The 21,663-nt window shown below is 71.3% G+C and carries 18 protein-coding genes and 1 tRNA gene; 17 read left to right on the forward strand and 2 right to left on the reverse strand.

The genetic code is table 11. The features are described from left to right. Positions 1-84: 84 nt before the first annotated feature. The 5 genes from QQX13_RS12410 (at position 85) to QQX13_RS12430 (ending at position 7,815) form a co-directional block, all read left to right on the forward strand. Positions 85-1,026: an ABC transporter permease gene (locus QQX13_RS12410; protein ID WP_301153519.1), complete on the forward strand. Its 942-nt coding sequence runs from the start codon at positions 85-87 to the stop codon at positions 1,024-1,026. After that, the gene (locus QQX13_RS12415; RefSeq protein WP_301153520.1) at positions 1,023-2,846 is read left to right on the forward strand and encodes a dipeptide/oligopeptide/nickel ABC transporter permease/ATP-binding protein; all 1,824 of its coding nucleotides are present in this window, start codon (positions 1,023-1,025) and stop codon (positions 2,844-2,846) included. The genes QQX13_RS12410 and QQX13_RS12415 overlap by 4 nt, the downstream gene beginning before the upstream one ends. After that, the gene (locus QQX13_RS12420; protein WP_301153521.1) at positions 2,843-3,724 is read left to right on the forward strand and encodes an ATP-binding cassette domain-containing protein; all 882 of its coding nucleotides are present in this window, start codon (positions 2,843-2,845) and stop codon (positions 3,722-3,724) included. The genes QQX13_RS12415 and QQX13_RS12420 overlap by 4 nt, the downstream gene beginning before the upstream one ends. 114 nt (positions 3,725-3,838) lie before the next feature. Next, complete coding sequence (locus tag QQX13_RS12425; protein WP_301153522.1) at positions 3,839-6,289, forward strand: beta-glucosidase family protein; 2,451 nt, start codon at positions 3,839-3,841, stop codon at positions 6,287-6,289. Then, on the forward strand, positions 6,286-7,815 hold the full coding sequence (locus QQX13_RS12430; RefSeq protein ID WP_301153523.1) for a glycoside hydrolase family 43 protein: 1,530 nt from the start codon (positions 6,286-6,288) through the stop codon (positions 7,813-7,815). Before QQX13_RS12425 ends, QQX13_RS12430 begins: the two co-directional genes overlap by 4 nt. 52 nt (positions 7,816-7,867) lie before the next feature. On the opposite strand, the gene QQX13_RS12435 is transcribed toward QQX13_RS12430, so the two are convergent. Beyond that, positions 7,868-8,500 (reverse strand): TetR/AcrR family transcriptional regulator, encoded by a 633-nt coding sequence (locus tag QQX13_RS12435; RefSeq protein WP_301120977.1) that lies wholly within the window; start codon positions 8,498-8,500, stop codon positions 7,868-7,870. A 298-nt stretch (positions 8,501-8,798) separates the two neighbouring features. On the opposite strand from QQX13_RS12435, the gene QQX13_RS12440 reads away from it, so the two are divergent. Further along, positions 8,799-8,871, forward strand: a tRNA-Arg gene (locus tag QQX13_RS12440). 69 nt (positions 8,872-8,940) lie between these two features. Then, entirely contained in the window at positions 8,941-9,474 is a 534-nt protein-coding gene (locus tag QQX13_RS12445) for a DnaJ family domain-containing protein (RefSeq protein ID WP_301153525.1), read from the forward strand. On the opposite strand, the gene QQX13_RS12450 is transcribed toward QQX13_RS12445, so the two are convergent. Then, the gene (locus QQX13_RS12450) at positions 9,471-10,472 is read right to left on the reverse strand and encodes a LacI family DNA-binding transcriptional regulator (protein ID WP_301153526.1); all 1,002 of its coding nucleotides are present in this window, start codon (positions 10,470-10,472) and stop codon (positions 9,471-9,473) included. The genes QQX13_RS12445 and QQX13_RS12450 overlap by 4 nt on opposite strands. Before the next feature lie 320 nt (positions 10,473-10,792). On the opposite strand from QQX13_RS12450, the gene QQX13_RS12455 reads away from it, so the two are divergent. The 10 genes from QQX13_RS12455 (at position 10,793) to QQX13_RS12500 (ending at position 21,662) form a co-directional block, all read left to right on the forward strand. After that, positions 10,793-11,815 (forward strand): nucleoside hydrolase, encoded by a 1,023-nt coding sequence (locus tag QQX13_RS12455; protein ID WP_301153527.1) that lies wholly within the window; start codon positions 10,793-10,795, stop codon positions 11,813-11,815. Between the two features lie 87 nt (positions 11,816-11,902). Beyond that, positions 11,903-13,192: an ABC transporter substrate-binding protein gene (locus tag QQX13_RS12460; protein WP_301153528.1), complete on the forward strand. Its 1,290-nt coding sequence runs from the start codon at positions 11,903-11,905 to the stop codon at positions 13,190-13,192. Between the two features lie 59 nt (positions 13,193-13,251). Beyond that, positions 13,252-14,199, forward strand: coding sequence for a carbohydrate ABC transporter permease (locus QQX13_RS12465; protein WP_301153529.1), 948 nt, complete (start codon positions 13,252-13,254; stop codon positions 14,197-14,199). A gap of 5 nt (positions 14,200-14,204) precedes the next feature. Then, positions 14,205-15,098 carry a carbohydrate ABC transporter permease gene (locus QQX13_RS12470; protein WP_301153531.1) on the forward strand — a complete coding sequence of 298 codons (894 nt, stop codon included), beginning with the start codon at positions 14,205-14,207 and terminating at the stop codon, positions 15,096-15,098. A gap of 121 nt (positions 15,099-15,219) precedes the next feature. Further along, entirely contained in the window at positions 15,220-16,260 is a 1,041-nt protein-coding gene (locus QQX13_RS12475; protein WP_301153532.1) for a nucleoside hydrolase, read from the forward strand. Next, positions 16,257-17,669, forward strand: coding sequence for an FGGY family carbohydrate kinase (locus QQX13_RS12480; protein ID WP_301153534.1), 1,413 nt, complete (start codon positions 16,257-16,259; stop codon positions 17,667-17,669). Before QQX13_RS12475 ends, QQX13_RS12480 begins: the two co-directional genes overlap by 4 nt. 61 nt (positions 17,670-17,730) lie before the next feature. After that, positions 17,731-18,723 carry a sugar phosphate isomerase/epimerase family protein gene (locus QQX13_RS12485; RefSeq protein WP_301120963.1) on the forward strand — a complete coding sequence of 331 codons (993 nt, stop codon included), beginning with the start codon at positions 17,731-17,733 and terminating at the stop codon, positions 18,721-18,723. Then, positions 18,720-19,637 (forward strand): transketolase, encoded by a 918-nt coding sequence (locus tag QQX13_RS12490; protein WP_301153535.1) that lies wholly within the window; start codon positions 18,720-18,722, stop codon positions 19,635-19,637. The genes QQX13_RS12485 and QQX13_RS12490 overlap by 4 nt, the downstream gene beginning before the upstream one ends. Further along, positions 19,634-20,578, forward strand: a complete 945-nt coding sequence (locus QQX13_RS12495) for a transketolase family protein (RefSeq protein ID WP_301153537.1) — start codon at positions 19,634-19,636, stop codon at positions 20,576-20,578. Before QQX13_RS12490 ends, QQX13_RS12495 begins: the two co-directional genes overlap by 4 nt. Before the next feature lie 97 nt (positions 20,579-20,675). Then, complete coding sequence (locus QQX13_RS12500; protein ID WP_301153539.1) at positions 20,676-21,662, forward strand: sugar-binding transcriptional regulator; 987 nt, start codon at positions 20,676-20,678, stop codon at positions 21,660-21,662. The last annotated feature ends 1 nt before the right edge of the window (position 21,663 follow it).

Here is a 21,663-nt window from a genome sequence, read left to right on the forward strand (position 1 = left end):
CGGGCGGGGGGGCCCCGGGCGGGGGGGGGGGGGGGCGCCACCTCCCCAGACCTCGCACACCCCCCTCGGACAAAGGACCCCCCGATGGTGCGCTTCGCCCTGCGACGCCTGCTCGACGGCGTCGTGCTGATCTTCGCGATCTCCACGATCTCCTACCTGCTGCTCTACATGGGCGCGGGGAACATCGCCCGGACCATCCTCGGTCCCACCGCGACCGAGGAGACCGTCGCCCTCAAGACGGCCGAGCTCGGCCTCGACCAGCCGCTCATCCCGCGCTACCTGGACTGGCTGTCCGGCGCGATCCGCGGCGACTTCGGCCGCTCCTGGTTCACCTCCCAGCCCGTGACCGAGGCCATCACCTCCCGCCTCGCGGTCACGCTCTCGCTGGTGATCGGCACCGTGATCCTCTCCGCGATCATCGCCGTGGTGCTCGGCGTGTGGGCCGCCCGCAAGCGCGGTGTGGCCGACCGGGTCATCCAGGTGACCGCCATCCTCGGCTTCGCCATCCCGAACTTCCTCATCGCGATCCTGCTGGTGCGGGTCTTCGCCCTCAACCTCGGCTGGTTCAAGCCCACCGGCTACGTGCAGATCGGCACCTCCTTCACCGGCTGGCTCGCGAGCGTGACGCTGCCGATCCTGGCGCTGTCGGTGGGCGCGGTCGCCGCCGTCGCCCAGCAGGTGCGGGGTTCCGTGATCGACGCCCTCCGCCAGGACTGGGTGCGCACGCTGCGCAGCCGCGGCGTCCCCGAGAACCGCGTGGTCTACAAGCATGTGCTCCGCAACGCCGGCGGACCCGCGCTCGCCGTCCTCGCCGTGCAGTTCGTCGGACTCCTCGGCGGCGCCGTGATCGTCGAGCAGATCTTCGCGATCCCGGGCCTCGGACAGGTCTCGGTGCTCGCCACGTCCCAGGGCGACATCCCGCTGGTCATGGGGCTGGTGGTCGCCGTCGGCATCGTCGTCGTGATCGTCAACCTCGTCATGGATCTGGCGCAGGGCTTCCTCAACCCGAAGGTGCGTCTGTCATGAGCGACTCCGCCAACGTGTCCCTCCAGGCCGCCGAGTCGGCGAGCCACCGCTCCCACCTGGTGAAGCGGATGCTGAAGAACCCCACGGGCCTCGTCAGCATCATCATCCTCGCGGTGATCATCCTCGCGGCGACCTTCGCCGGGGTGCTCGCCACACACGACCCGAACTACGCGGACCTCCGCAACCTGCTCCAGCCCCCGGGCGGCGAGTTCATCCTCGGCACCGACGGGGCCGGTCACGACATCTGGTCCCGCCTGCTCTACGCGTCGAGGTTCTCGCTGCTGGGCGCCGCGCTCGCGACCGTCATCGCCGCCATCCTCGGCGTCAGCTCCGGCCTCATCGCCGGCTTCTACGGCCGGTGGTTCGAGTCGCTCTTCGCGTGGACCACCAGCCTGCTGATGGCGCTGCCCGGCATCGTGGTCCTCCTGGCCGCGCGCTCGGTGCTCGGCCCGTCGATGTGGATCGCCATGACCGTCTTCGGCGTCCTGCTCACGCCCGCGTTCTCGCGTCTCACCCACGCGGCCGTCGTGGGGGTGCGCAACGAGCTGTACGTCGACGCCGCGCGCGTCGCCGGCGTGAAGGACCTGTCGATCATCGGCCGCCACATCCTCTCGGTGGTGCGGGCGCCGGTCATCATCCAGTCCGCGATCGTCGCGATCATCGCGATCGCGATCCAGGCCGGACTGGGCTTCATCGGGATGCTCGACCAGTCGACCCCCAACTGGGGCTCGATGCTCAACGACGCGTTCTCCAAGATGTACGTGGCCCCGATCCAGCTGCTCTGGCCCTCGGCGGCGATCGCGCTGACGGCGGTCGGGCTCGCGCTCTTCGCCAACACGCTGCGCGACGAGCTGGAGCGGTCCGCGAAGCCCAAGAAGCTCAAGGGCAAGGCCAAGGCCGCCGCGGACGCCGCGATCGACACGTCCGGCGACGCGCCGATCGTCCACCCCGAGGCCGACGCGATCGATGCGCCCGTGCTGCTCGACGTGTCCGGCCTGGTGGTCGGCTACGACCAGCCGGACGGCTCCCTCACCCAGGTGGTGAACGGCGTCTCGCTCGCGGTGCGCAAGGGCGAGGTCCACGGGCTGATCGGCGAGTCCGGCTCCGGCAAGACCCAGACGGCCTTCTCCATCCTCGGGCTCCTCCCCGAGGGCGGGCGGGTCGCGGCGGGCTCGATCGTGTTCGACGGCGAGAAGCTGGCGGACAAGAGCGCGAAGGCCATGCGCAAGCTCCAGGGCCGGCGCATCTCGTACGTGCCGCAGGAGCCGATGTCGAACCTCGATCCGTCGTTCCCGATCGGCAGCCAGCTGGTCGAGCCCATGCGGATCACGCTCGGGATCTCCGCCAAGGAGGCCAAGCAGCGGGCGCTCGAGCTCCTCGCCAAGGTCGGGCTGCCCGATCCGGAGAAGACGTTCCGGTCCTACCCCCATGAGGTGTCGGGCGGCCAGGCGCAGCGTGTCCTGATCGCCGGCGCGATCTCGTGCGAGCCGGACCTGATCATCGCGGACGAGCCGACCACCGCGCTCGACGTCACGGTCCAGGCCGACATCCTCGACCTGCTCCGCGGCCTCCAGCAGGAGCTCGGCGTCGCCGTGCTGATCGTCACCCACAACTTCGGCGTGGTCGCGGACCTGTGCGACCGGGTCTCGGTGATGAAGGGCGGCCGGATCGTGGAGACGGGCCCGGCGCGGTCCATCTTCGCCGGCCCGCAGCACCCGTACACGCAGTCCCTGTTCGACGCGATCCTCGAGGACGGCGCCGCGCGTGGCGCGCTCGCCCACTCGTCCGACCGCCACACCGCCACCGGAGGTGCCCAGTGAGCACGGAAGCATCGCAGGGCCCCGAGCCCCTGCTCGAGGTCACGGACCTCGTGGTCGAGTACCCCGCCAAGGGGATCGGCCGCAAGCCGTTCCGCGCCCTCAAGGGCGTGTCCGTCGACGTGATGCCCGGCGAGTGCGTCGGCCTGGTGGGAGAGTCCGGCTCGGGCAAGACCACGCTCGGCCGCGCCGTGCTCGGCCTCGCGCCGGTCACCGAGGGGTCCGTCAGGTTCAAGGGTCGGGAGATCGGCCAGCTGAACCGGCGCGAGCGCCGCAGCCTGTCGGACTCCATCCAGGTGGTGTTCCAGGACCCGTACACGTCGCTCAACCCTTCGCTGACGATCGAGCAGACGCTCACCGAGCCGCTGCGGGTGAAGAACATCCCGGCGGCGGAGGCGAGCGCGCGCGTGCGGACGCTGCTGGACCAGGTGGGCCTGCCCGCCAACGCCGCGCAGCGCCTGCCGCGCGAATTCTCCGGCGGTCAGCGCCAGCGCATCGCGATCGCCCGGGCGCTCGCGCTCGAGCCGGAGCTGATCGTCTGCGACGAGCCGGTCTCCGCGCTCGACCTGTCCACCCAGGCCCGCGTCCTCGAGCTGTTCAAGGACATCCAGGAGGCGACCGGCGTCGCCTACCTGTTCGTCTCGCACGACCTCGCGGTGGTGCGCCACCTCAGCCACCGCGTGGCCGTCATGTACCACGGCGAGATCGTCGAGTACGGCGACGGCGACAAGGTCACCTCCGACCCCGAGCACCCCTACACGCAGCGTCTCCTCATGGCGGCGCCCGTCGCAGACCCCGTCCGCCAGGCCCAGCGCCGCGCCGATCGTGCCCGCATGATCGAGGCGCAGCGTGAGGCGGACCTCCAGGCGGGAGCGGCCTGACCGCCCCCTCCTGATGCGGGCCGGGGCGGTGCCGTCACCCCCCCCCAGCCGCCCCGGCCCGCACCTCCTCCGCCCCGCATCCCTCCGCCCATCCCTCATCCAAGGAGCCCTCGCATGACCCCCTCCGACGTCGACGTCGCTGTCGAGCTCGACACCCTCATCTCCCAGCTCAGCCTCGAGGAGAAGGTGGCGCTGCTCACGGGTCGCGACTTCTGGTCGACGGTGCCGATCGAGCGGATCGGGCTGCGGTCGATGACGCTGTCCGACGGGCCGTCGGGCGTGCGCGGGCCGGTCTGGTCGGAGCTGTCGCCGTCGCTCAACCTCCCGAGCGCGACCGCCCTGTCCGCCTCGTTCGACCCCGAGATGGCGTACCGCTACGGGCGCGTCGCCGCCGCGGAGGCGCGTCGCAAGGGCGTCGACGTGGTGCTCGGCCCCACCATCAACATCCACCGCTCGCCCCTGGGCGGGCGCCACTTCGAGTGCTTCAGCGAGGACCCCCGCCTCACGGCGGACCTGGCGGCCTTCTACGTCAACGGCCTGCAGGACGCCGGCGTGGGCGCGACGCCCAAGCACTACATCGCGAACGACTTCGAGTCCGACCGCTTCAACGTCGACGTCGAGGTCTCCGAGCGCGCCCTGCGCGAGGTGTACCTCCTCGCGTTCGAGCGGTCGATCGTCGAGTCCCACGCGTGGATGGTGATGAGCGCCTACAACTCGATCAACGGCGCGACCGCCACCGAGAACGACCTGCTCGCGACGCCGCTGTGCACCGAGTGGGGCTTCGACGGCGTGGTGGTCTCCGACTGGACCGCGGTGCGCTCCGTGGCGTCCGCCAACGCGGAGCAGCACCTCGCGATGCCCGGCCCGCACGGCGCCTGGGGCGACGCGCTGGTCGCCGCGGTGCGCGCCGGCGAGGTCGAGGAGGCGATGGTGGACTCCAAGGTGCGTCGCATGCTGCTGCTCGCGCAGCGGGTGGGGGCGCTCGGCGAGGCCGGCCCGCAGCAGTTCGAGGCCGAGGACGGCGTCGCGTTCATCCGCGCCGCCGCCGCCGAGGGCATGGTGCTGCTCGAGAACCGCGGCGAGCTGCCGTGGGACGGCGCCGCGCCCGCCTCGATCGCGGTGCTCGGCTCCAACGCGGACCAGGCCCGCACCCAGGGCGGAGGCTCCGCGACCGTGGTGCCCGAGCATGTCGTGTCGCCGCTGGCGGGGATCGCCGAGGCCTTCCCGGACGCGGCTGTCACGTACGCGGTCGGCGCCCTCAACCAGGTGGGCCTCGCCGGCCTGCCGGCCGACTCCCTCACCAATCCCGCGACCGGCGGCGCCGGCGTGCGCATCACCTTCCGGGACGCGGACGGCGCCGAGCTCGCCCACGAGGACCGGCTCGCCACCGACTTCGTCTGGTTCGGCGGCGACGCCCCGATCGCGGCGAGCCGCGTGGTCGAGGCGGCGTTCACCCTGACCCCCGGCGCCGACGCCGAGATCGAGCTGGGCTGCGCCGTGACCGGGCACGCCCGGCTCTGGATCGACGGCGACCTCCGCGTCGACGAGCAGCTCGTGCCTGACGGCGAGGACCTGGGCGCCGCGCTCCTCTCGCCGCGCGTCGCGGCCGTGCCCGTCTCGCTGCGGGCCGGGGTCCCCGTCGAGGTCCGCTTCGACGTCGACCTGGGCGTGAGGGACGATGCGCTGGCGGGCGCGCTCGCGTTCACGCTCGGCAGCCGCCCGCGCCAGGGCGCGCCCGAGGCGCTGATCGCGGAGGCCGTCGCGGCCGCCGCCGCGGCCGAGGTGGCCGTCGTGGTGGTCGGCACCAACTCCCAGGTCGAGTCCGAGGGCTTCGACCGCGACTCGCTCGCCCTGCCCGGGCACCAGGACGCGCTCGTCGAGGCCGTCGCCGCCGCCAACCCGCGCACCGTGGTGATCGTCAACGCGGGCTCGCCGGTGGTGATGCCGTGGCGCGACAAGGTCGCGGCCGTGCTGCTGGGCTGGTTCGGAGGTCAGGAGTTCGGCCACGCCCTCACGGATGTGCTCACCGGCGCGGTCGAGCCTGGCGGACGCCTGCCCACCACCTGGCCGGCCGTCGAGGCGGACGTGCCCGTCATCGACGTCACGCCGCGTGACGGCAGGGTCGTCTACGAGGAGGGCATCCACGTGGGCTACAAGGCGTGGCTGCGCGCCGGTGTCGAGCCGGCGTACTGGCTCGGGCACGGCCAGGGCTACACGACCTTCGCCATCGACGACCTGGCGGTCGACGGTCCCGTGACGCTCGCCGCGCCGGCATCCGCCTCCCTGACCGTCACCAACACGGGTGACCGCGCCGGCAAGCACGTGGTGCTGCTGTTCGCCGAGCGTGCCGAGACCGCGATCGAGCGTCCGGCGCGGTGGCTGGTCGGTCACGCGGTGGTGAGGCTCGAGCCGGGCGAGACCGGGACGGTCGAGATGCCGATCGACGCGCGCGCGCTCGCGCACTGGGACGGCGCCTGGGCGTACGAGGCGGGCGAGTTCACCCTCCGCGCGGGTGCCACCGCCGCCGACCTGCCGCTCGCCGCGACCGTGACCCTGGAGGCGTGAGGGTGACCGTGATCCCCAATCCGGTGCTCCAGGGGTTCAACCCCGATCCGTCGGCGTGCCGGGTGGGGGAGGCGTACTACCTGGTCACCTCCACCTTCGAGTACATGCCGGGGCTGCCGATCTACCGCAGCACCGACCTGGTCGACTGGGAGATCGTCGGCCACGTGATCACCCGGATGGAGCAGGGCGGGCTCGGGGACGCAGCGACGGGCGGCGGCGTCTGGGCGCCCACGCTCCGTCACCGCGACGGGGTCTTCTACTGCATCGTCACCATCGCCATGGGTCGCGGCTGCGTGGTGTTCTCCGCGACGGATCCCGCCGGCCCGTGGGACGACGGCGTGCTGATCGACGGCATCGAGGGCATCGACCCCGACCTCGCGTGGGACGCCGACGGCACCGCGATCGTCACCTACTCCGGCCTGGTCACCAAGGGCGAGGACTTCGGCACGCACACCGGCATCCGCCAGGTGGACGTCGACCTCGCCACGGGCGCGCTGCTGTCGGAGAAGCGCTCGCTGTGGTCCGGCTCGGGGTTCATGTTCCCCGAGGCGCCGCACCTGGTCGAGCGCGACGGCTGGTGGTATCTGTTCATCGCCGAGGGCGGCACCGAGCGCGGCCACGGCGAGTCCGTCGCGCGCTCCCACGACCCGCGCGGCGGCTTCGTCCCGGGGCCCGCCAACCCGTTCCTGACCGCGCGGTCCACCGAGCGGCCCGTCCAGAACACCGGTCACGGCGACCTGGTGGAGACCGCGACCGGCGAGTGGCTCATGTTCTGCCTGGGCGTGCGCCCGCGTGGCGCGGTGCGGTCGTTCTCGGCGCTCGGCCGCGAGACGTTCTGCAGCCGCATCGCCTGGGTGGACGGCTGGCCCACCGCCGAGCCGATCGAGCTCAGCCTGCGCCCCGGCCCCGAGGTCGAGGAGATCGCCTTCGACGGTCCGCTCGACGCCGGCTGGATGGCGATCCGGCGCACTGTGGGCTCCGTCGCGGACCTCCAGGCGCGCCCCGGCGCGATCACGCTGCGCGGCGAGGGCGTGGGCATGGACGCCCAGTCGCCTGTCTTCGTCGGGCGCCGGCAGCGTCACCAGACCGCCTCCGCCGCCGTCACCGTCGAGGCGGACGATGCGCGGGGCGGCCTGGCCGTGCGCTACGACGAGGCGACGTTCTACGAGGTCCTGGTGGACGCATCGTCCGGTGGCACCCGTGTGGAGGCGCGCGCCGTCATCCCCGGCTTCGAGCGCACCGCGTCCGTGGACGTGCCGCCCGGCCCGGTCGAGCTCGAGATCGCCGCGGTGCGGCCCGGCACCGCCGGGGCCCCGGAGATCACGGGCTTCGTCGACATGATCACGTCGGATGTGGTGCGCCTCATCGCCCGTGCGGGCGGTCAGGAGCACGTTCTCGCGGAGGTGGACGGGCGGTCCCTGTCAGCCGAGACCGCCGGCTCGTTCACGGGCCGTGTCCTGGGGCTCGTCGCAGTGAGAGGCGACGTGTCCTTCCGAGGCTGGCGCTACGAGGGGTCCGACACGTAGCGTCGCGCCGGTGCGGGTGGGGCGCCTCCCGCCCGCACCGGCATCCTCGGGATCACGCCGCGCGAGGGTCGACGAACGGCGCGTGCACCAGGGTGTCCACGTGCCGCTTGACCTCCGCCGTCATGTCGAGAGCCGTGCGGTCGAGCAGCCACTGCACCTGGAGTCCGTCGAGCAGGGACACCAGCTGCACGGCCGCGCTCGCGGGATCGACGCCGTCGCGCAGCTCACCGCGCTCGGCGAGCCCGGTGAACGCCTGCGTCAGGAGGCCCCGGAGCCAGTCGTACCGTTCGATGAAGTACCCGTGCGCGGGGTGGTCGGGCGTGGTCGCCTCGGCGGAGAGCGTGCAGTAGAGCTCGACCACACCCGGCTGGTGCATGTTGCGCTCGGTGATGTCGACGAACGCCTGCACGACCGCGCGCGGGTCGGCGAGGTCGACATGGAAGTCGACCAGGGCGACGTCGTCGCGGTGTCGCAGCACCGCCTCGAGCAGCGCCGCCTTGTTGGGGTAGTGGTGGAGCAGGCCCGCGTCCGAGAGACCGACCTTGTCGGCCACCTCGCGCAGCGACCCGGAGCGGAAGCCGGACTCGGCGAAGACGGCGAGCGCGGCGTCGAGGATGCGGAGCTTGGTCGCGCGTGTCTTGGCGTACGGACCCCGAGGCCCGCGTGTCCGCGGCGTCGTGGTCATGCGGCCCCCTTCGGCTCGACGCAGGACCTCGCGGCCCCGTCGCACGCCCGGCTCCCTCTGGAAAACCGAACGATCACTTGCTATTGGGCACTGTAGCCAAGGAATCGCTCTCGCGCCAGGGTCCCGCGCCCCCCACGGTGCTCCGCACAGTTGCGTGAGCGACACGCCGCACGCGGACCCCGCATCGTCCCCGTCGCCCGAGTGTCGCACGTGGATCCGTGCGCGGCATCCCGCGCGGTGGGTGTGCGGAGCGCACGCCGATTGCCTGTATAGTAGTGACTCGGCCCGCAAGGGCCACGCGCCCGTAGCTCAACGGATAGAGCATCTGACTACGGATCAGAAGGTTGGGGGTTCGAATCCCTCCGGGCGCGCTGAACGTCAGGGCCGGATCCTCAGGATCCGGCCTTCGTCGTTTCCGGGAGCCGTGCCACGATGGCGGGATGGACGATGCGCGGGACCCGGCGCTCGACGCGGCGCGCTACCGCGCGACGCGGGGCGACGAGCCGGCCGCCGAGGTGGACGTCGCCCGGATGGCGGCGGAGCAGGAGACCCGCGAGCGCGAGGAGCGGCTCGCCGAGCGGCGCCGCCGCGATCGCGGGGCCACCCAGCACCTGTGGGTCGAGCGCCGGATCCGCGAGGCGCAGGAGCGCGGCGACTTCGAGAACCTGCCCGGAGCGGGCAAGCCGATCCCGGGGCTCACCAGCGGCGACCCCGACTGGTGGGTCAAGGCGCTGGTCGAGCGCGAGCAGCTGACGGATCTGGGTCCCGAGTCCCTGCGCCTGCGCCGCGAGGACCAGGGCCTCGACGCCCGGCTGGACGCCATGCCCGATCCGGCGGACGTGCGCGCGGCCGTTCAGGAGTTCAACTCCCGGGTCCTGGCAGCGCGCGCGGCGCCCGCGGCCGGCCCTCCGCTGGTGACCCCGACCCGGGACGTCGAGGCGGAGCTCGAGCGCTGGCGGGCGCGGAGACGCTAGCGGCGCGGGGGCGAGGTCGACGAGCGTGCCACCAGCTCCGGCTCGATCGTGACATGGGCCTGACGTGCGCCGCTCAGGATCTGCTCCCGGAGCATGGCGAACGTCGCGCGTCCCAGCTCGCGGAAGTCGAGGCGCATCGTCGTGAGCGGAGGGGAGAAGTAGGCGGCGGTGGGCATGTCGTCCACCCCCACCATCGAGTAGTCCCCGGGCGCGCGCCGACCTCGCGACTCCATCGCGCTCATGAATCCCAGCGCGATCTCGTCGTTTGCCGCGAAGACCGCGGTGAACTCGCCAAGATCGTCGCGCGAGCCCGCGAGCCCGCCTGAGGCGGGGGACCAGTCGATCGCGCCCCGGATGACGCGCGGGGTCAGGCCGGCCTCCGTGATCGCGTCGACGTACCCGCGCTCGCGCTCACGAGCCTCGTTGCGCGATGCGGGCCCTGCGACGTGGATGATCTCCCGATGCCCGAGTGCCACCAGATGCCGGGTCGCCTCGAGCCCGGCCGTGTACGAATGGGTGCCCGCCGATCCCTCGGCGCTCTGCGGCATCTCCGAGACTGTGATGATCGGGGTGGCGTCGTCCCATCCGTCGAGGATCGCCTCGACGCCCGGGACAGGTGTCGAGAGCACGACGCCATCGACGGGGAATGCCAGGAAGTGGTCGAGTGCGCGCCGCGCCTCACGCTCCCACCCGACCTGGGTCTCGAAATCGATGTCGAGCTGGGAGACCAGCACGGTGACGTCCTCGCGGCGCGCCGCTAGCGCGATGCCCGTGAGCACGCCCGCGCTACCGTAGTTCAGCGCGCCCATCGACAGCACGCCGACCGTGTTCGTGCGCAGGGCGCGCATGCCTCGAGCGGCCTGGTTCGGCACGTACCCCAGCTCCGCGATCGCGGCCTCGACCTTCGCGCGAGTCGGCTCGCTCACGTAGCCGGTGCCCGTGAAGCATCGGGACACCGTCTGAGTCGAGACGCCGGCGCGTCGCGCGACATCGGCCATGCTCGGCCTCGAGCCTGCCCGCGTGCGAGCCATGATCACCGTCCCGTTCTCCCGACGCTCTGGGCGCCGTGTCGTCATCCTAGGGTCGCCACCGGCTCGCAGTGCCGTTACACAATCGCGACCTCGCCTGGGTGAGATCCGCTTGACGACTCCAGCCGTCCCCGTTTAGGTTATCGGTAACTCATTGGGTTATCGATAACCTAATGATCCTCCCCGGGGATCGCTCCCGTCGCATCGCAGCCGCCGCGAACTCCAGGGTCAACCACATTCGACGATGAATGAAGATTCAGGAGGCTCGGCCGATGGCGACCGTACCCCGCATGGACTCACTGCCCCCCGCCCCGTCGGACGCGCGGTGGACGCTCGACGCCCCGCCGTGGCTCGGTCGGACGTCGACTCCGCGCGCCCGGGTGATCATCGACAACGACTTCTCCGGCGATCCCGATGACCTCTATCAACTGGTGCACCACCTGCTCTCGCCGTCCGTCGAGATTCGGCTCGTCGTCGCCTCGCACCTCGCGCCGAACGATCCCTTCGATGACGCCCCCGACACCGCGGCGAACGCCGAGGCCGTCGTGCGAGGAGTGTTCTCGCGCATGGGGCTCGAGTCCACGGGCATCATCGTGCGCGGGGCGAGCGCGGCGCTGCCCGGACCGGGCAGGCCCGCCGACTCGGTCGCGGCCCGGGCGATCATCGCCGAGGCGATGCGCGAGGACGCGGACACGCCGCTCTACTACGCGGCCGGTGGCGGACTCACGGACCTCGCGACCGCTCTGCTGCTCGAGCCGCGCATCGCTACCAGGCTCACCCTGATCTGGATAGGCGGGCCGGAGCATGCCGACCTCGCGTTCCCTCCGCCCGCCGCCATGCCCATCGAGTACAACCTGCTGATCGACGTCGAGGCGGGGCGCGTCGTCATGGGTCCTCTGGGACCGACGATCTGGCAGGTCCCGCGCGACGTCTACCGCCAGTGCCTGGTGTCCGATGTCGAACTCCGGGCCCGGGTCCGCGCGACGGGAGCGCTCGGCGCCTACCTCTACGACGAGGTTCAGCTCGTGCACGACCGCGCGATCTCCGAGCGCCGAGGTCCTGCCGAGACCTATGCGCTCGGCGACTCTCCACTGGTGCTTCTCACCGCGCTGCAGTCGCTCTTCGAAGCCGATCCTTCCTCGAGCCGCTACTCGCTGCGCCCGACTCCGGAGCTGACGGCGGAGGGAGCCTACCGCCCCGTCGCCGGGGCCAGACCGATGCGCGTGTACACGCGCGTCGACGTCCGCCTCATGTTCGAGGACTTCTATCTCAAGCTTCGCGAGTTCAGCCGGTGGCAGGAGGGCCAGGGCTGAAACCGCGTGGCCACCGGCACCCGGCAGGTGGCACGAACGGCCCGGTCACGGGCGACAACCCCAACATCAGGAAACAAGGAGGCAGCGATGCTTAGGTCAAAGAGGACGTGGGCGTTCACGGGAGTCGCGGCTGCGGCGGCGATGACTCTCGCGGCGTGCTCGAGCGGGGGGTCGGACGAGACCCCGTCCGACGGCGGCGAGGGTGGTCTCAGCGGCGAGGTCAGCGTGTGGGTCCCGACCCAGGAGGAATCGCAGGCGACCGCCTGGGAGGCGCTGGTGGACGGCTTCAACACGACGTACCCGGATGTCACCATCGTCACGGAGACCCGACAGGTCGACCCGCACAAGGATGCGCTTCGCCAGGCGGCGGGCACCTCGGCCGGCCCGGACATCTACTGGTACTGGGAAGGTTCGGGCCTCGGCGGCGAGCTGGTGGATGTCGGCATGAGCAAGGACCTCACCGCCTACTACGAGCAGTACGGCTGGGAGGACCGCTTCACCGGTGCGGCGCTCGGCGGCATCACCCAGTACGGCGGCTTCCACGGCGTGCCGTGGACGCAGCAGGGCGAGGCGATCTTCTACAACAAGGCGCTGTTCGCGCAGGCGGGGATCACCGAGCTCCCGACCACGTACGACGGTCTGGTCGAGGCGGCGGAGCAGTTGAAGGCCGCCGGCATCACCCCGATCGAGTTCGGTGGCACCGTCAACTGGCACGTGATGCGGTTGCTCGATGCGCTCGTCGAGACCAAGTGCGGCGCGGACAAGGCCGACGAGCTCACGAAGGGCGACGGCGACTGGGGTGCGGAAGCGTGCGTCACCGAGGCATTCACCGAGCTGAAGACCTGGGGCGACGAGTACATCAACGACGGTTTCATGGCCATGAGCAACGACGACTCCTCGCTGCTCTTCTACTCGGGTGACGCCGCGATGGCCTTCGAGGGGACCTGGTTCGAGTCCAACGCCTACGACGGTGGGATGGACCCCGAGAACGTCGGCATCTTCATGTTCCCGACGGAGACCGGGCGCCTGTACGGCTTCGGCGAGGGCTTCTACATCACCGAGACCTCGGACAACCCGGATGCGGCTGCTGCCTTCCTCGACTACATCACGTCGACCGAGGGGCAGGATACCGCCGGCAACGCGTGGGCGGCTCTGTCCGTGAACGCCGACGTCGACCGCACCGACGCCTCGCCGCTGGCGCCGTCCTGGATCTCGCTCTTCAACGACGCCACCGGTGTGTACATGAACAACGACCAGAACTTCTCCACCCAGGTCACCACCGAGTACTGGCGCATCCACAACGCCGTCCTCGTGGGCGACATCGACCCGGCCGACGCCGGCGCCGAGTTCCAGAAGTTCCGCGCCGCCAACCAGTAGCGCCCTGACGCCGACCCGTGGGGGGCTGACCGCCCCCCACGGGTCCGCAAGGAGACATCGTGACCCCCACCACCAGCACGCCGCCCGCTGCGCGGCGCACCATCGCGCGACAGAGAACGACCCGTCGCCGTGGCTCTCGGCTCCTGCGCGCGCTGCCCTACCTCATCCCCGCGCTGGCCCTCTACGGCTACTTCCTGGTGTATCCCATGGTCGACGCGGTCCGCCTCTCGTTCTTCAAGTGGTCCGGATTCCGCACCGAGGAGCCTGAGTTCGTCGGCGTCGACAACTACGTGCGGATGTTCACCGCCGACCCGGTCTTCTGGCGCTCGTTCACCAACTCGGTGCTGTGGGTGGGGCTCTCGCTCCTCGTCCCGATGATGATCGCGCTGCTGCTGGCGCTCGGCCTGAACCGCAGGATGATCGGCCGCAACCTCATGCGGTCCATCTTCTACCTTCCTGCCGTCTTCGCTTCGATCACCGTCGCCGCGATGTGGCGCTGGCTGTACAACCCGACGCTGGGCCTGGTGAACCAGCTGTTGGAGGCGGTCGGGCTCGAATCGTGGACCCAGACCTGGCTCGGTGACCCCAAGTTCGCGTTCTACTCGGTCTTCGTCGCCTCCGTCTGGCAGGCGGTCGGGTTCTCCATGGTGCTGCTTCTGGCCGGGCTGCAGAACGTGCCCCAGGAGCTGGTCGAGGCCGCCAAGATCGACGGCGCGAACGCCTGGCAGGTGTTCCGCAACGTCACCATCCCCGCACTGCGCCCCACGTTCATCGTCGTGGTGATCCTCACGATCATCAACTCGCTCAAGGTGTTCGACCTCATCGTCGGCATGACGGGCGGCGGCCCGGCGCAATCCACCCAGGTGCTCGCCCTGTGGTCCTACACGCAGTCGTTCACCAACCACAGCTTCGGCCAGGGAGGTGCAGTCGCCACCGTGCTGCTGATCGTGTCCCTCGCCCTGGTCATCCCCTATATGGCCTGGACCATGAGAGGAGAGGAGAAGTGACCGCCATGACCACCTCCTCGGCCCCGGTGCGGATGAAGGCCCGTCGCGAGCGGACCTTCACCACGCCCGCGGGAACGCCCGACTACATCAAGATCGGCCTCTGGCTGTCGCTCGTCGTGACGGCTGCGCTCTGGGCCGTGCCGTTCTACATCATGTTCGTGACGTCGCTGAAGTCGAAGGCCGAGATCGCGAACTCTGCCGCCTGGGAGCTTCCTCAGGAGTGGTTGTGGTCGAATTACGCAGACGCTGTCGAGACTGGCAACCTGTGGACGACGGGTGGGAACAGCCTGCTCATCTCGGTCATCAAGGTTCCGCTCGGGCTCCTGCTCGCGGCCGCGGTGGCCTTCGCCATCGCGCGCATCCGGTTCCGTGGATCGCGCGCCCTGCTCGCGTTCATCGCGGTCGGCTCGATGGTGCCGATCCAGATCGGCCTGGGCCCATTGTTCAACACCATGCTCAGCCTCGACCTCCTCAACAATCGATGGGGCCTGCTGCTCCCGTACCTCGCGTTCGGCATCCCGTACCAGGTGTTCGTCCTCTACGGCTTCATGCGGTCAATTCCGGATGAGATCGAGGAGTCGGCGCGAGTCGACGGCGCGTCCACCCTTCGGATCTTCTTCAGACTGATCCTCCCGCTGGCGAAGCCGGCGCTCGCCGCGCTGTTCATCCTCGACTTCGTGGCAACATGGAATGAGTACGCGATCGCGACAACGCTGCTCCAGTCTCAGGCGAACTGGACGGTTCCGCTCGCCGTCCAGTCGTTCTCGACGCAGTTCTCGACCGACTTCGGACCGTTGAACGCCTTCGTGTTCATGTCCGCTGTCCCCGTTCTCATCGTCTACCTCCTGTTCCAGCGGTACTTCGTCTCCGGCGCGCTCGCCGGCGCCGTCAAGGGCTGACGCCGGCGACGGCAAGGCGGCCCAGGCCTTGCCGGCGCCCCGGTTGACAGGCGGCGTCGGGAAGGGTTCACTGGGACCAGATGAGTTCCATTCGACTGTGAATCGATATTCAGGAGTGCAGGTGACCAGGCTTCCGGACCCCTCCGCGGTCCACGATGTGCCCGCGGACCGCCGCTGGGCCCTGGGCGCGATCCCGTGGATCGACGCCGACGAGACGGCCCCGCGCACCCGGGTGATCATCGACAACGACTTCATGGGCGACCCGGACGACCTGTTCCAGCTGGTCCACCACCTGCTGAGCCCGAGCGTGGAGATCCCGCTGATCGTCTCCTCGCACCTCCACGTCGACGAGCCGTGGGACCCCACCACCGAGCAGGCCGCGCACGGCGTGCTCGTCGTCCGCGACATCCTCGCCCGCATGGGCATCACGGGGGCGGACGATCGCGTGGTCGCCGGCGCCGAGACGGCGATGCCCGACCCCGCGACCCCCCTCGACACGCCCGCGGCCCGCGCGATCATCGCCGAGGCCCTGCGCGACGACCCGCGCCCGCTCTACTACTGCGCCGGCGGCGGCCTCACCGACCTCGCCTCCGCGCTGCTGCTCGAGCCGGCCATCGCGGATCGCATGACCCTCGTGTGGATCGGCGGCTCCGAGCACCCGGGGATCGGCCTGGTGGCCCCCGAGGTCCCGCCGGCGGAGTACAACCTCACCATCGACGTCCCCGCCGCCCAGGCCGTGTTCGGCGACACCGCGATCCCGATCTGGCAGGTGCCGAGGCCCGCCTACCGCCAGGCGATCGTCACGGCGGCGGAGCTGCGGACGCGGGTGCGTCCCCACGGCTCCGTGGGCGCTCACCTGCACGCCGAGATCCGCGAGGTGGGCCGCATGCTCGCCGGCTTCGGGATGAACGCGGGCGAGACCTACGTGATGGGCGACCAGCCGCTGGTCCTCCTCACCGCCCTCCAGACCGCGTTCGAGCCCGACCCCGCGTCCAGCGACCACGTGACCCTGCCCGCGCCCCGCATCGACGCCGAGGGCCTCTACGAGCCCCGCCCCGACGGCCGGCCGATCCGGGTCTACACCGCCGTCGACAACCGCCTCACCTTCGCCGACCTCGAGGCGAAGCTCGCAGAGCTGGCCGCCTGGCAGGCCGACCGATGAGCATCGTCCTCGCCCTCGACGAGGGCACCACCAACGCCAAGGCGGTCGCGATCGACCACACGGGCGCGGTGCTCGCGACGGCGAGCACGCCGTTGTCCATCGCGAACACCGCCCCGGGCTGGACCGAGCAGGACGCGACCGAGATCTGGGACGCCTCGCGCGACGTCCTCGCCCGCGTGCTGGCGCAGGTCGACGCGGCGGACGTGGTCGGGATCGCCATCTCGAATCAGCGCGAGTCGGTCGTGGCCTGGAACCCCGGCACGGGCGAGCCCGTCGGACCGGTGCTCAGCTGGCAGGACACCCGGACGGCGGGACGATGCGCGGACCTTGCCGGCCACGCGGCGACGGTCCGCGAGCGCACCGGTCTGCCGCTCGACCCGATGTTCAGCGCCCCCAAGATGGCCTGGCTGCTCGAGCAGGCGGTCGAGTCGACCGTGGTCGGAACGGTCGACTCGTGGCTCGTGTGGTGCCTCACCGGCGGCGCGCAGCACGTGATCGAGGCCGGCAACGCCTCGCGCACGCTGCTGATGGACCTGGAGCTGCTCGACTGGCACCCGGCCCTGCTCGATGTCTTCGGGATCGAGCTCGGCGCCCTCCCCGCGGTCGTGGCGTCGAACGGCGACTTCGGCGAGACGGCCTGCGCCGGCCTCCCGGCGGGGATCCCGATCCTCGCGGTGATGGCCGATTCGCACGCCGCGCTGCGCGGCCACGGAGGCGGCGCCCCGGGGGTCGTGAAGGCGACCTACGGCACCGGCTCGTCCGTCATGCAGGGCACCGGCGACGAGCTGCGCCGACGCGACGGGGTCGCGACCACCCTGGCCTGGCTCGAGGACGGACCCGTCTACGCGCTCGAGGGCAACATCCGGTATTCGGGTGCGGCGCTCGACTGGACCTCCCGCCTGCTCGGGGTCCCCGACGCCCCCGCGCTCGGCGAGCTCGCCGCGACGGTGGACGATGCGCAGGGCGCGGTCCTGGTCCCGGCCTTCGGGGGCCTCGGCGCCCCGCATTGGGATCCCGCCGCCGTCGGGACCCTCACCGGGCTCGGGGCGGCGACCGGCCCGGCGCACGTCGCCCGTGCCGCGTTCGACGCCGTCGCCCACCAGGTCGCGGACGTCGCCGAGGCGATGCTCGCCGACGGCGAGGCGCTCGACGCCGTCCGCGCGGACGGGGGCGCCACCGCATCGTCCCTCCTCATGCAGTCGCAGGCTGACGTGCTCGGCTGCGACGTGATCGTGGTCGGCGAGGCCGACGTCGCCCTGCGCGGCGTCGCGTCGCTGGCCTTCTCGCGGGTGGGGATCGCCCTTCCCCCCGCCTCGCCCTCACGGGTCCATCCTCCGGCGCTCGATGCCGACCGGCGCGCACAGCAGCGTGCCGGCTGGCGGACGGCCCTCGACAGCACACGGCGCTGAGCGACCGCCCCCGGGCCGCTCCCGTCACCATCCAAGAAACAAGAATCGAAGGTGAATGAAAATGTCTGACCTGCCCCGCTTCGGTGCCGGCCTCTGGCACTTCGCCAGCTACCTGGACCGCTACGCCACCGACGGCTACGCGCCCGCCGTGACCACGCTCGAGCAGATCGCGCGCGCCGGCGAGGTCGAGGACCTCTCCGTTGTCGACGTCCCCTACCCGTTCACCGAGGGGGTGACGGTCGACCAGGTCAAGCAGGCGCTGGCCGACCACGGTCTCGAGGCGATCGGCGTGACGCCCGAGATCTACATGCGCAAGTACCGCATGGGCGCGTTCACCAACCCCGACGAGGCGCTGCGCAAGGAGGCCATCGCGTTCCTCAACGAGGCGGCCGACGTGGTCCGCGCGCTCGGCGCGACGTACCTGAAGGTCTGGCCCGGCCAGGACGGCTGGGACTACCCGTTCCAGGTCAGCCACGCCGAGCAGTGGCGGCTCGCGGTCGACGGGATGCGCGAGCTCGCGCAGGCCAACCCCGACATCAAGATCGTCATCGAGTACAAGCCGCGCGAGCCCCGCAACAAGATGTTCTGGGACTCGGCCGCGAAGACCGCGCTCGGCATCAAGGAGATGGGTGTCGACAACGTGGGCGTGCTGCTCGACTTCGGGCACGCGCTCTACGGCGGAGAGTCGCCCGCCGCTGCCGCCCAGCTGCTGATCGACCAGGGCCTCCTGTGGGGCATGGACGTCAACGACAACCTCCGCGGCTGGGACGACGACATGGTGGTCGGCACCGTCCACCCCGTCGAGGTGTTCGAGTTCTTCTACACCCTCAAGATCAACAACTGGGAGGGCGTGTGGCAGCTCGACCAGTTCCCGTTCCGTGAGGACACCGTGGAGGCGGCCAACCTCTCCATCCGGTTCCTCAAGGGCCTGCACCGCGCGCTCGACGAGCTCGACATCGACGCGCTGCGCGAGGCCCAGTCCCGCCAGGACGCCCTCGCCGCCCAGAAGCTGGTGCAGGACGTCCTCTTCACCTGCCTGAGGAGCGACGCATGACCGTCGAAGAGGATCTGGTTCCCGAGGTCCACGCCGAGGATGTCCCGCAGGACGTCTTCCGGGTGATCGGGAGGGTGCCCGAGGGCGCCACCGACGAGGAGGCGGTCGCGCACCTGCGTGCCGCCGCCCGCGCCATCCGCAAGCGCGACATCCAGATGGTCCGGGCCGCCGGCCTGGGCCACATCGGCGGGGAGTTCTCCGTCATCGACATCCTGACCACCCTGTACCTGGACTCGCTGAACATGGGTCCGGAGCTGCTGGGCGACCCCGACCGCGACCGGTTCATCCTGTCCAAGGGTCACGCCGCCGCCGCGCTCTACACGACCCTCGCGGCGGCCGGGTTCATCGACCCCGAGGACCTGGGCACCTTCATGCAGCCGCTGTCGATGCTCAACGGCCACCCGGCGCGCACCAAGATCGACGCGGTCGAGGCGAGCACCGGGCCCTTGGGCCACGGTCTCCCGATCGCCGTCGGCACGGCGCTCGCGGGCAAGATCGACGGCTCGGCCCGACGCACCTTCGTCGTGACCGGCGACGGCGAGATGCAGGAGGGCTCCAACTGGGAGGCGCTCATGACCGCGGGCAACCACGGCCTCGCCAACCTGTGCGTGATCGTGGACCGCAACCGCCTCCAGCAGGGGGCGCGCGTCGCCGACACCAACGACCTCGAGCCGCTGCCCGAGAAGCTGGCTGCCTTCGGCATGGAGGTGGTCGAGCTGAACGGTCACGATCACGCCGCCCTGCGCGAGGCCTTCGCCAACGTCCCGGCCGCCTCGGGCAAGCCCACCGCGATCGTGGCGCACACGATGAAGGGCCACCCGATCTCGTTCATGTCCGACAACGTCGCCTGGCACCACAAGGTGCCCTCGCCCGAGCAGGTCGAGGCGGCCCTCACCGAGCTGGAGCAGTCATGACCGTCACCGACCAGAAGCAGCTGCACGACTGCCGCGACGCCTGGGTCGACGCCCTGGTCGAGCTCGGCGAGGCCGACCCGCGCATCGTCGCCGTGGTGAACGACTCGGTCGGCTCGAGCAAGCTCGCGCCGTTCCAGTCCGCGTTCCCCGAGCGGCTCGTCAACGTCGGCATCGCCGAGCAGGACATGGTGGGCGTGGGTGCGGGGCTCGCGAACGGCGGCAAGATCCCGTTCGTCTCCGCCGCCGCGTGCTTCCTCACCGCCCGCGCGATGGAGCAGATCAAGGTCGATGCCGCGTACTCGCAGCACCACATGGTCCTCGTGGGCCAGAGCCCGGGCATGGCCTACGGCGAGCTGGGCCCGACCCACCACTCGATCGAGGACCTCGCCTGGCTGCGCGCCATCCCGGGGCTCACCGTGATCGTGCCGGCCGACCCGGAGGAGACCCGCCAGGCCGTGCGCTGGGCCGCCGAGAACCCCGGCCCGACGTTCATCCGCGTGTCCCGCATGGGCGTGCCGGACGTCAACCCCGCCGGCTACGAGTTCGCCCCCGGCACGGCCGTCACGCTCCGCGACGGCTCCGACGTGACGATCGTGGCCTGCGGCACCGTGGTGACCCGTGCGCTCGACGCCGCCGAGGCCCTCGCGGTCGAGGGGGTGAGCGCCCGCGTGCTCAACATGCCCACGATCTCCCCGCTGGACCAGGACGCGATCGTCGCCGCCGCGCGGGAGACGGCCGGCATCGTCACCGTCGAGGAGGCGCTCACCAGCGGCCTCGGCGGCGCGGTCGCCGAGCTCGTGGTCCAGCGCCACCCGGTCCCGATGCGCCTCGTCGGCGTCACGGACTTCGCGCCCACCGGCACGGCCGAGTACCTGCTCGACCACTTCGGCGCGTCGCCGGAGGGCATCGCCGCGGCGGCTCGCGAGCTGCTGGGGCGCTGACCCCCGCGGGCGGGGCGGGCGCCATGCGCGCCCGCCCCGGCCCCCGGGACCCAGCGCATAAACTGTCGCGAGCGAATTCATCAGGAGGGGCGTGGCGATGACGGAGACACCCGTGGGCATGTCCCGCCGCCTGGGCGCGGGGGACGATCAGACCCGGCTCATGGTGCGCATCGCCCGGATGTACCACGAGCAGGGGCTGCGCCAGTCGGAGATCGCCGCCGAGCTCCATGTGTCGCAGCCGCGCGTCTCGCGCCTGCTCAAGCGCGCCGTCGAGGTCGGGATCGTGCGCACGACCGTCACCGAGCCGGGCGGCGTCTTCACCGAGCTCGAGCGGACCCTGGAGCGGACCTACGGCCTCGCCGAGGCGGTGGTGGTCGACCCCGGTGCCGACGCCGACGAGCTGCGCGCCCTCGGCAGCGCCGCCGCCACGTACCTCGAGACCACCCTGATCGGCGGGGACCGCATCGGGATCTCATCGTGGAGCGCGTCGCTGCTGGCCGCGGTCGAGTCGCTGCGCCCCTCGCACCAGCCGGTCGCGCAGACCGTGGTGCAGCTCGTCGGCGGCGTCGGCGAGTCCCGCGTCCAGGTCGACGCGACCCGGCTGCTCACGCGGCTCGCCGCCGCGACGGGGGCGGAGCCGGTCTTCCTGCCCGCCCCGGGCCTGCTCGGGACCGCCGCGGCGCGCGACTCGCTCGCCGCGGACTCCTCGGTGACCTCGGTCGCCGCGCACTGGCCCGGCCTGACGATGGCCCTGGTCGGCATCGGCACGACCGAGCCCTCGCCGCTGCTGCGGAGCTCCGGCAACGCGATCAGCGAGGCCGACCAGGACCGTCTGCGGGCCTCGGGCGCGGTGGGCGACGTGTGCCTGCGCTACTTCGACGCGGACGGCGAGCCGGTGCGGACCGACTTCGACGAGCGCGTCATCGGCATCACGCCCGAGACGCTGCGCGCGATCCCGCGGCGCATCGCCGTGGCCGGCGGGGTGCGCAAGGCACCCGCCATCCGAGGCGCGCTCCGCGGGGGCTGGATCACCGTGCTGATCACGGATGCGGCGACCGCCCGCGCGCTGGTCGCGGAGCGCTGAG

Source organism: Demequina lignilytica (assembly GCF_030418375.1).
In the GTDB taxonomy this organism is placed as follows: Bacteria; Actinomycetota; Actinomycetes; order Actinomycetales; family Demequinaceae; genus Demequina; species Demequina lignilytica.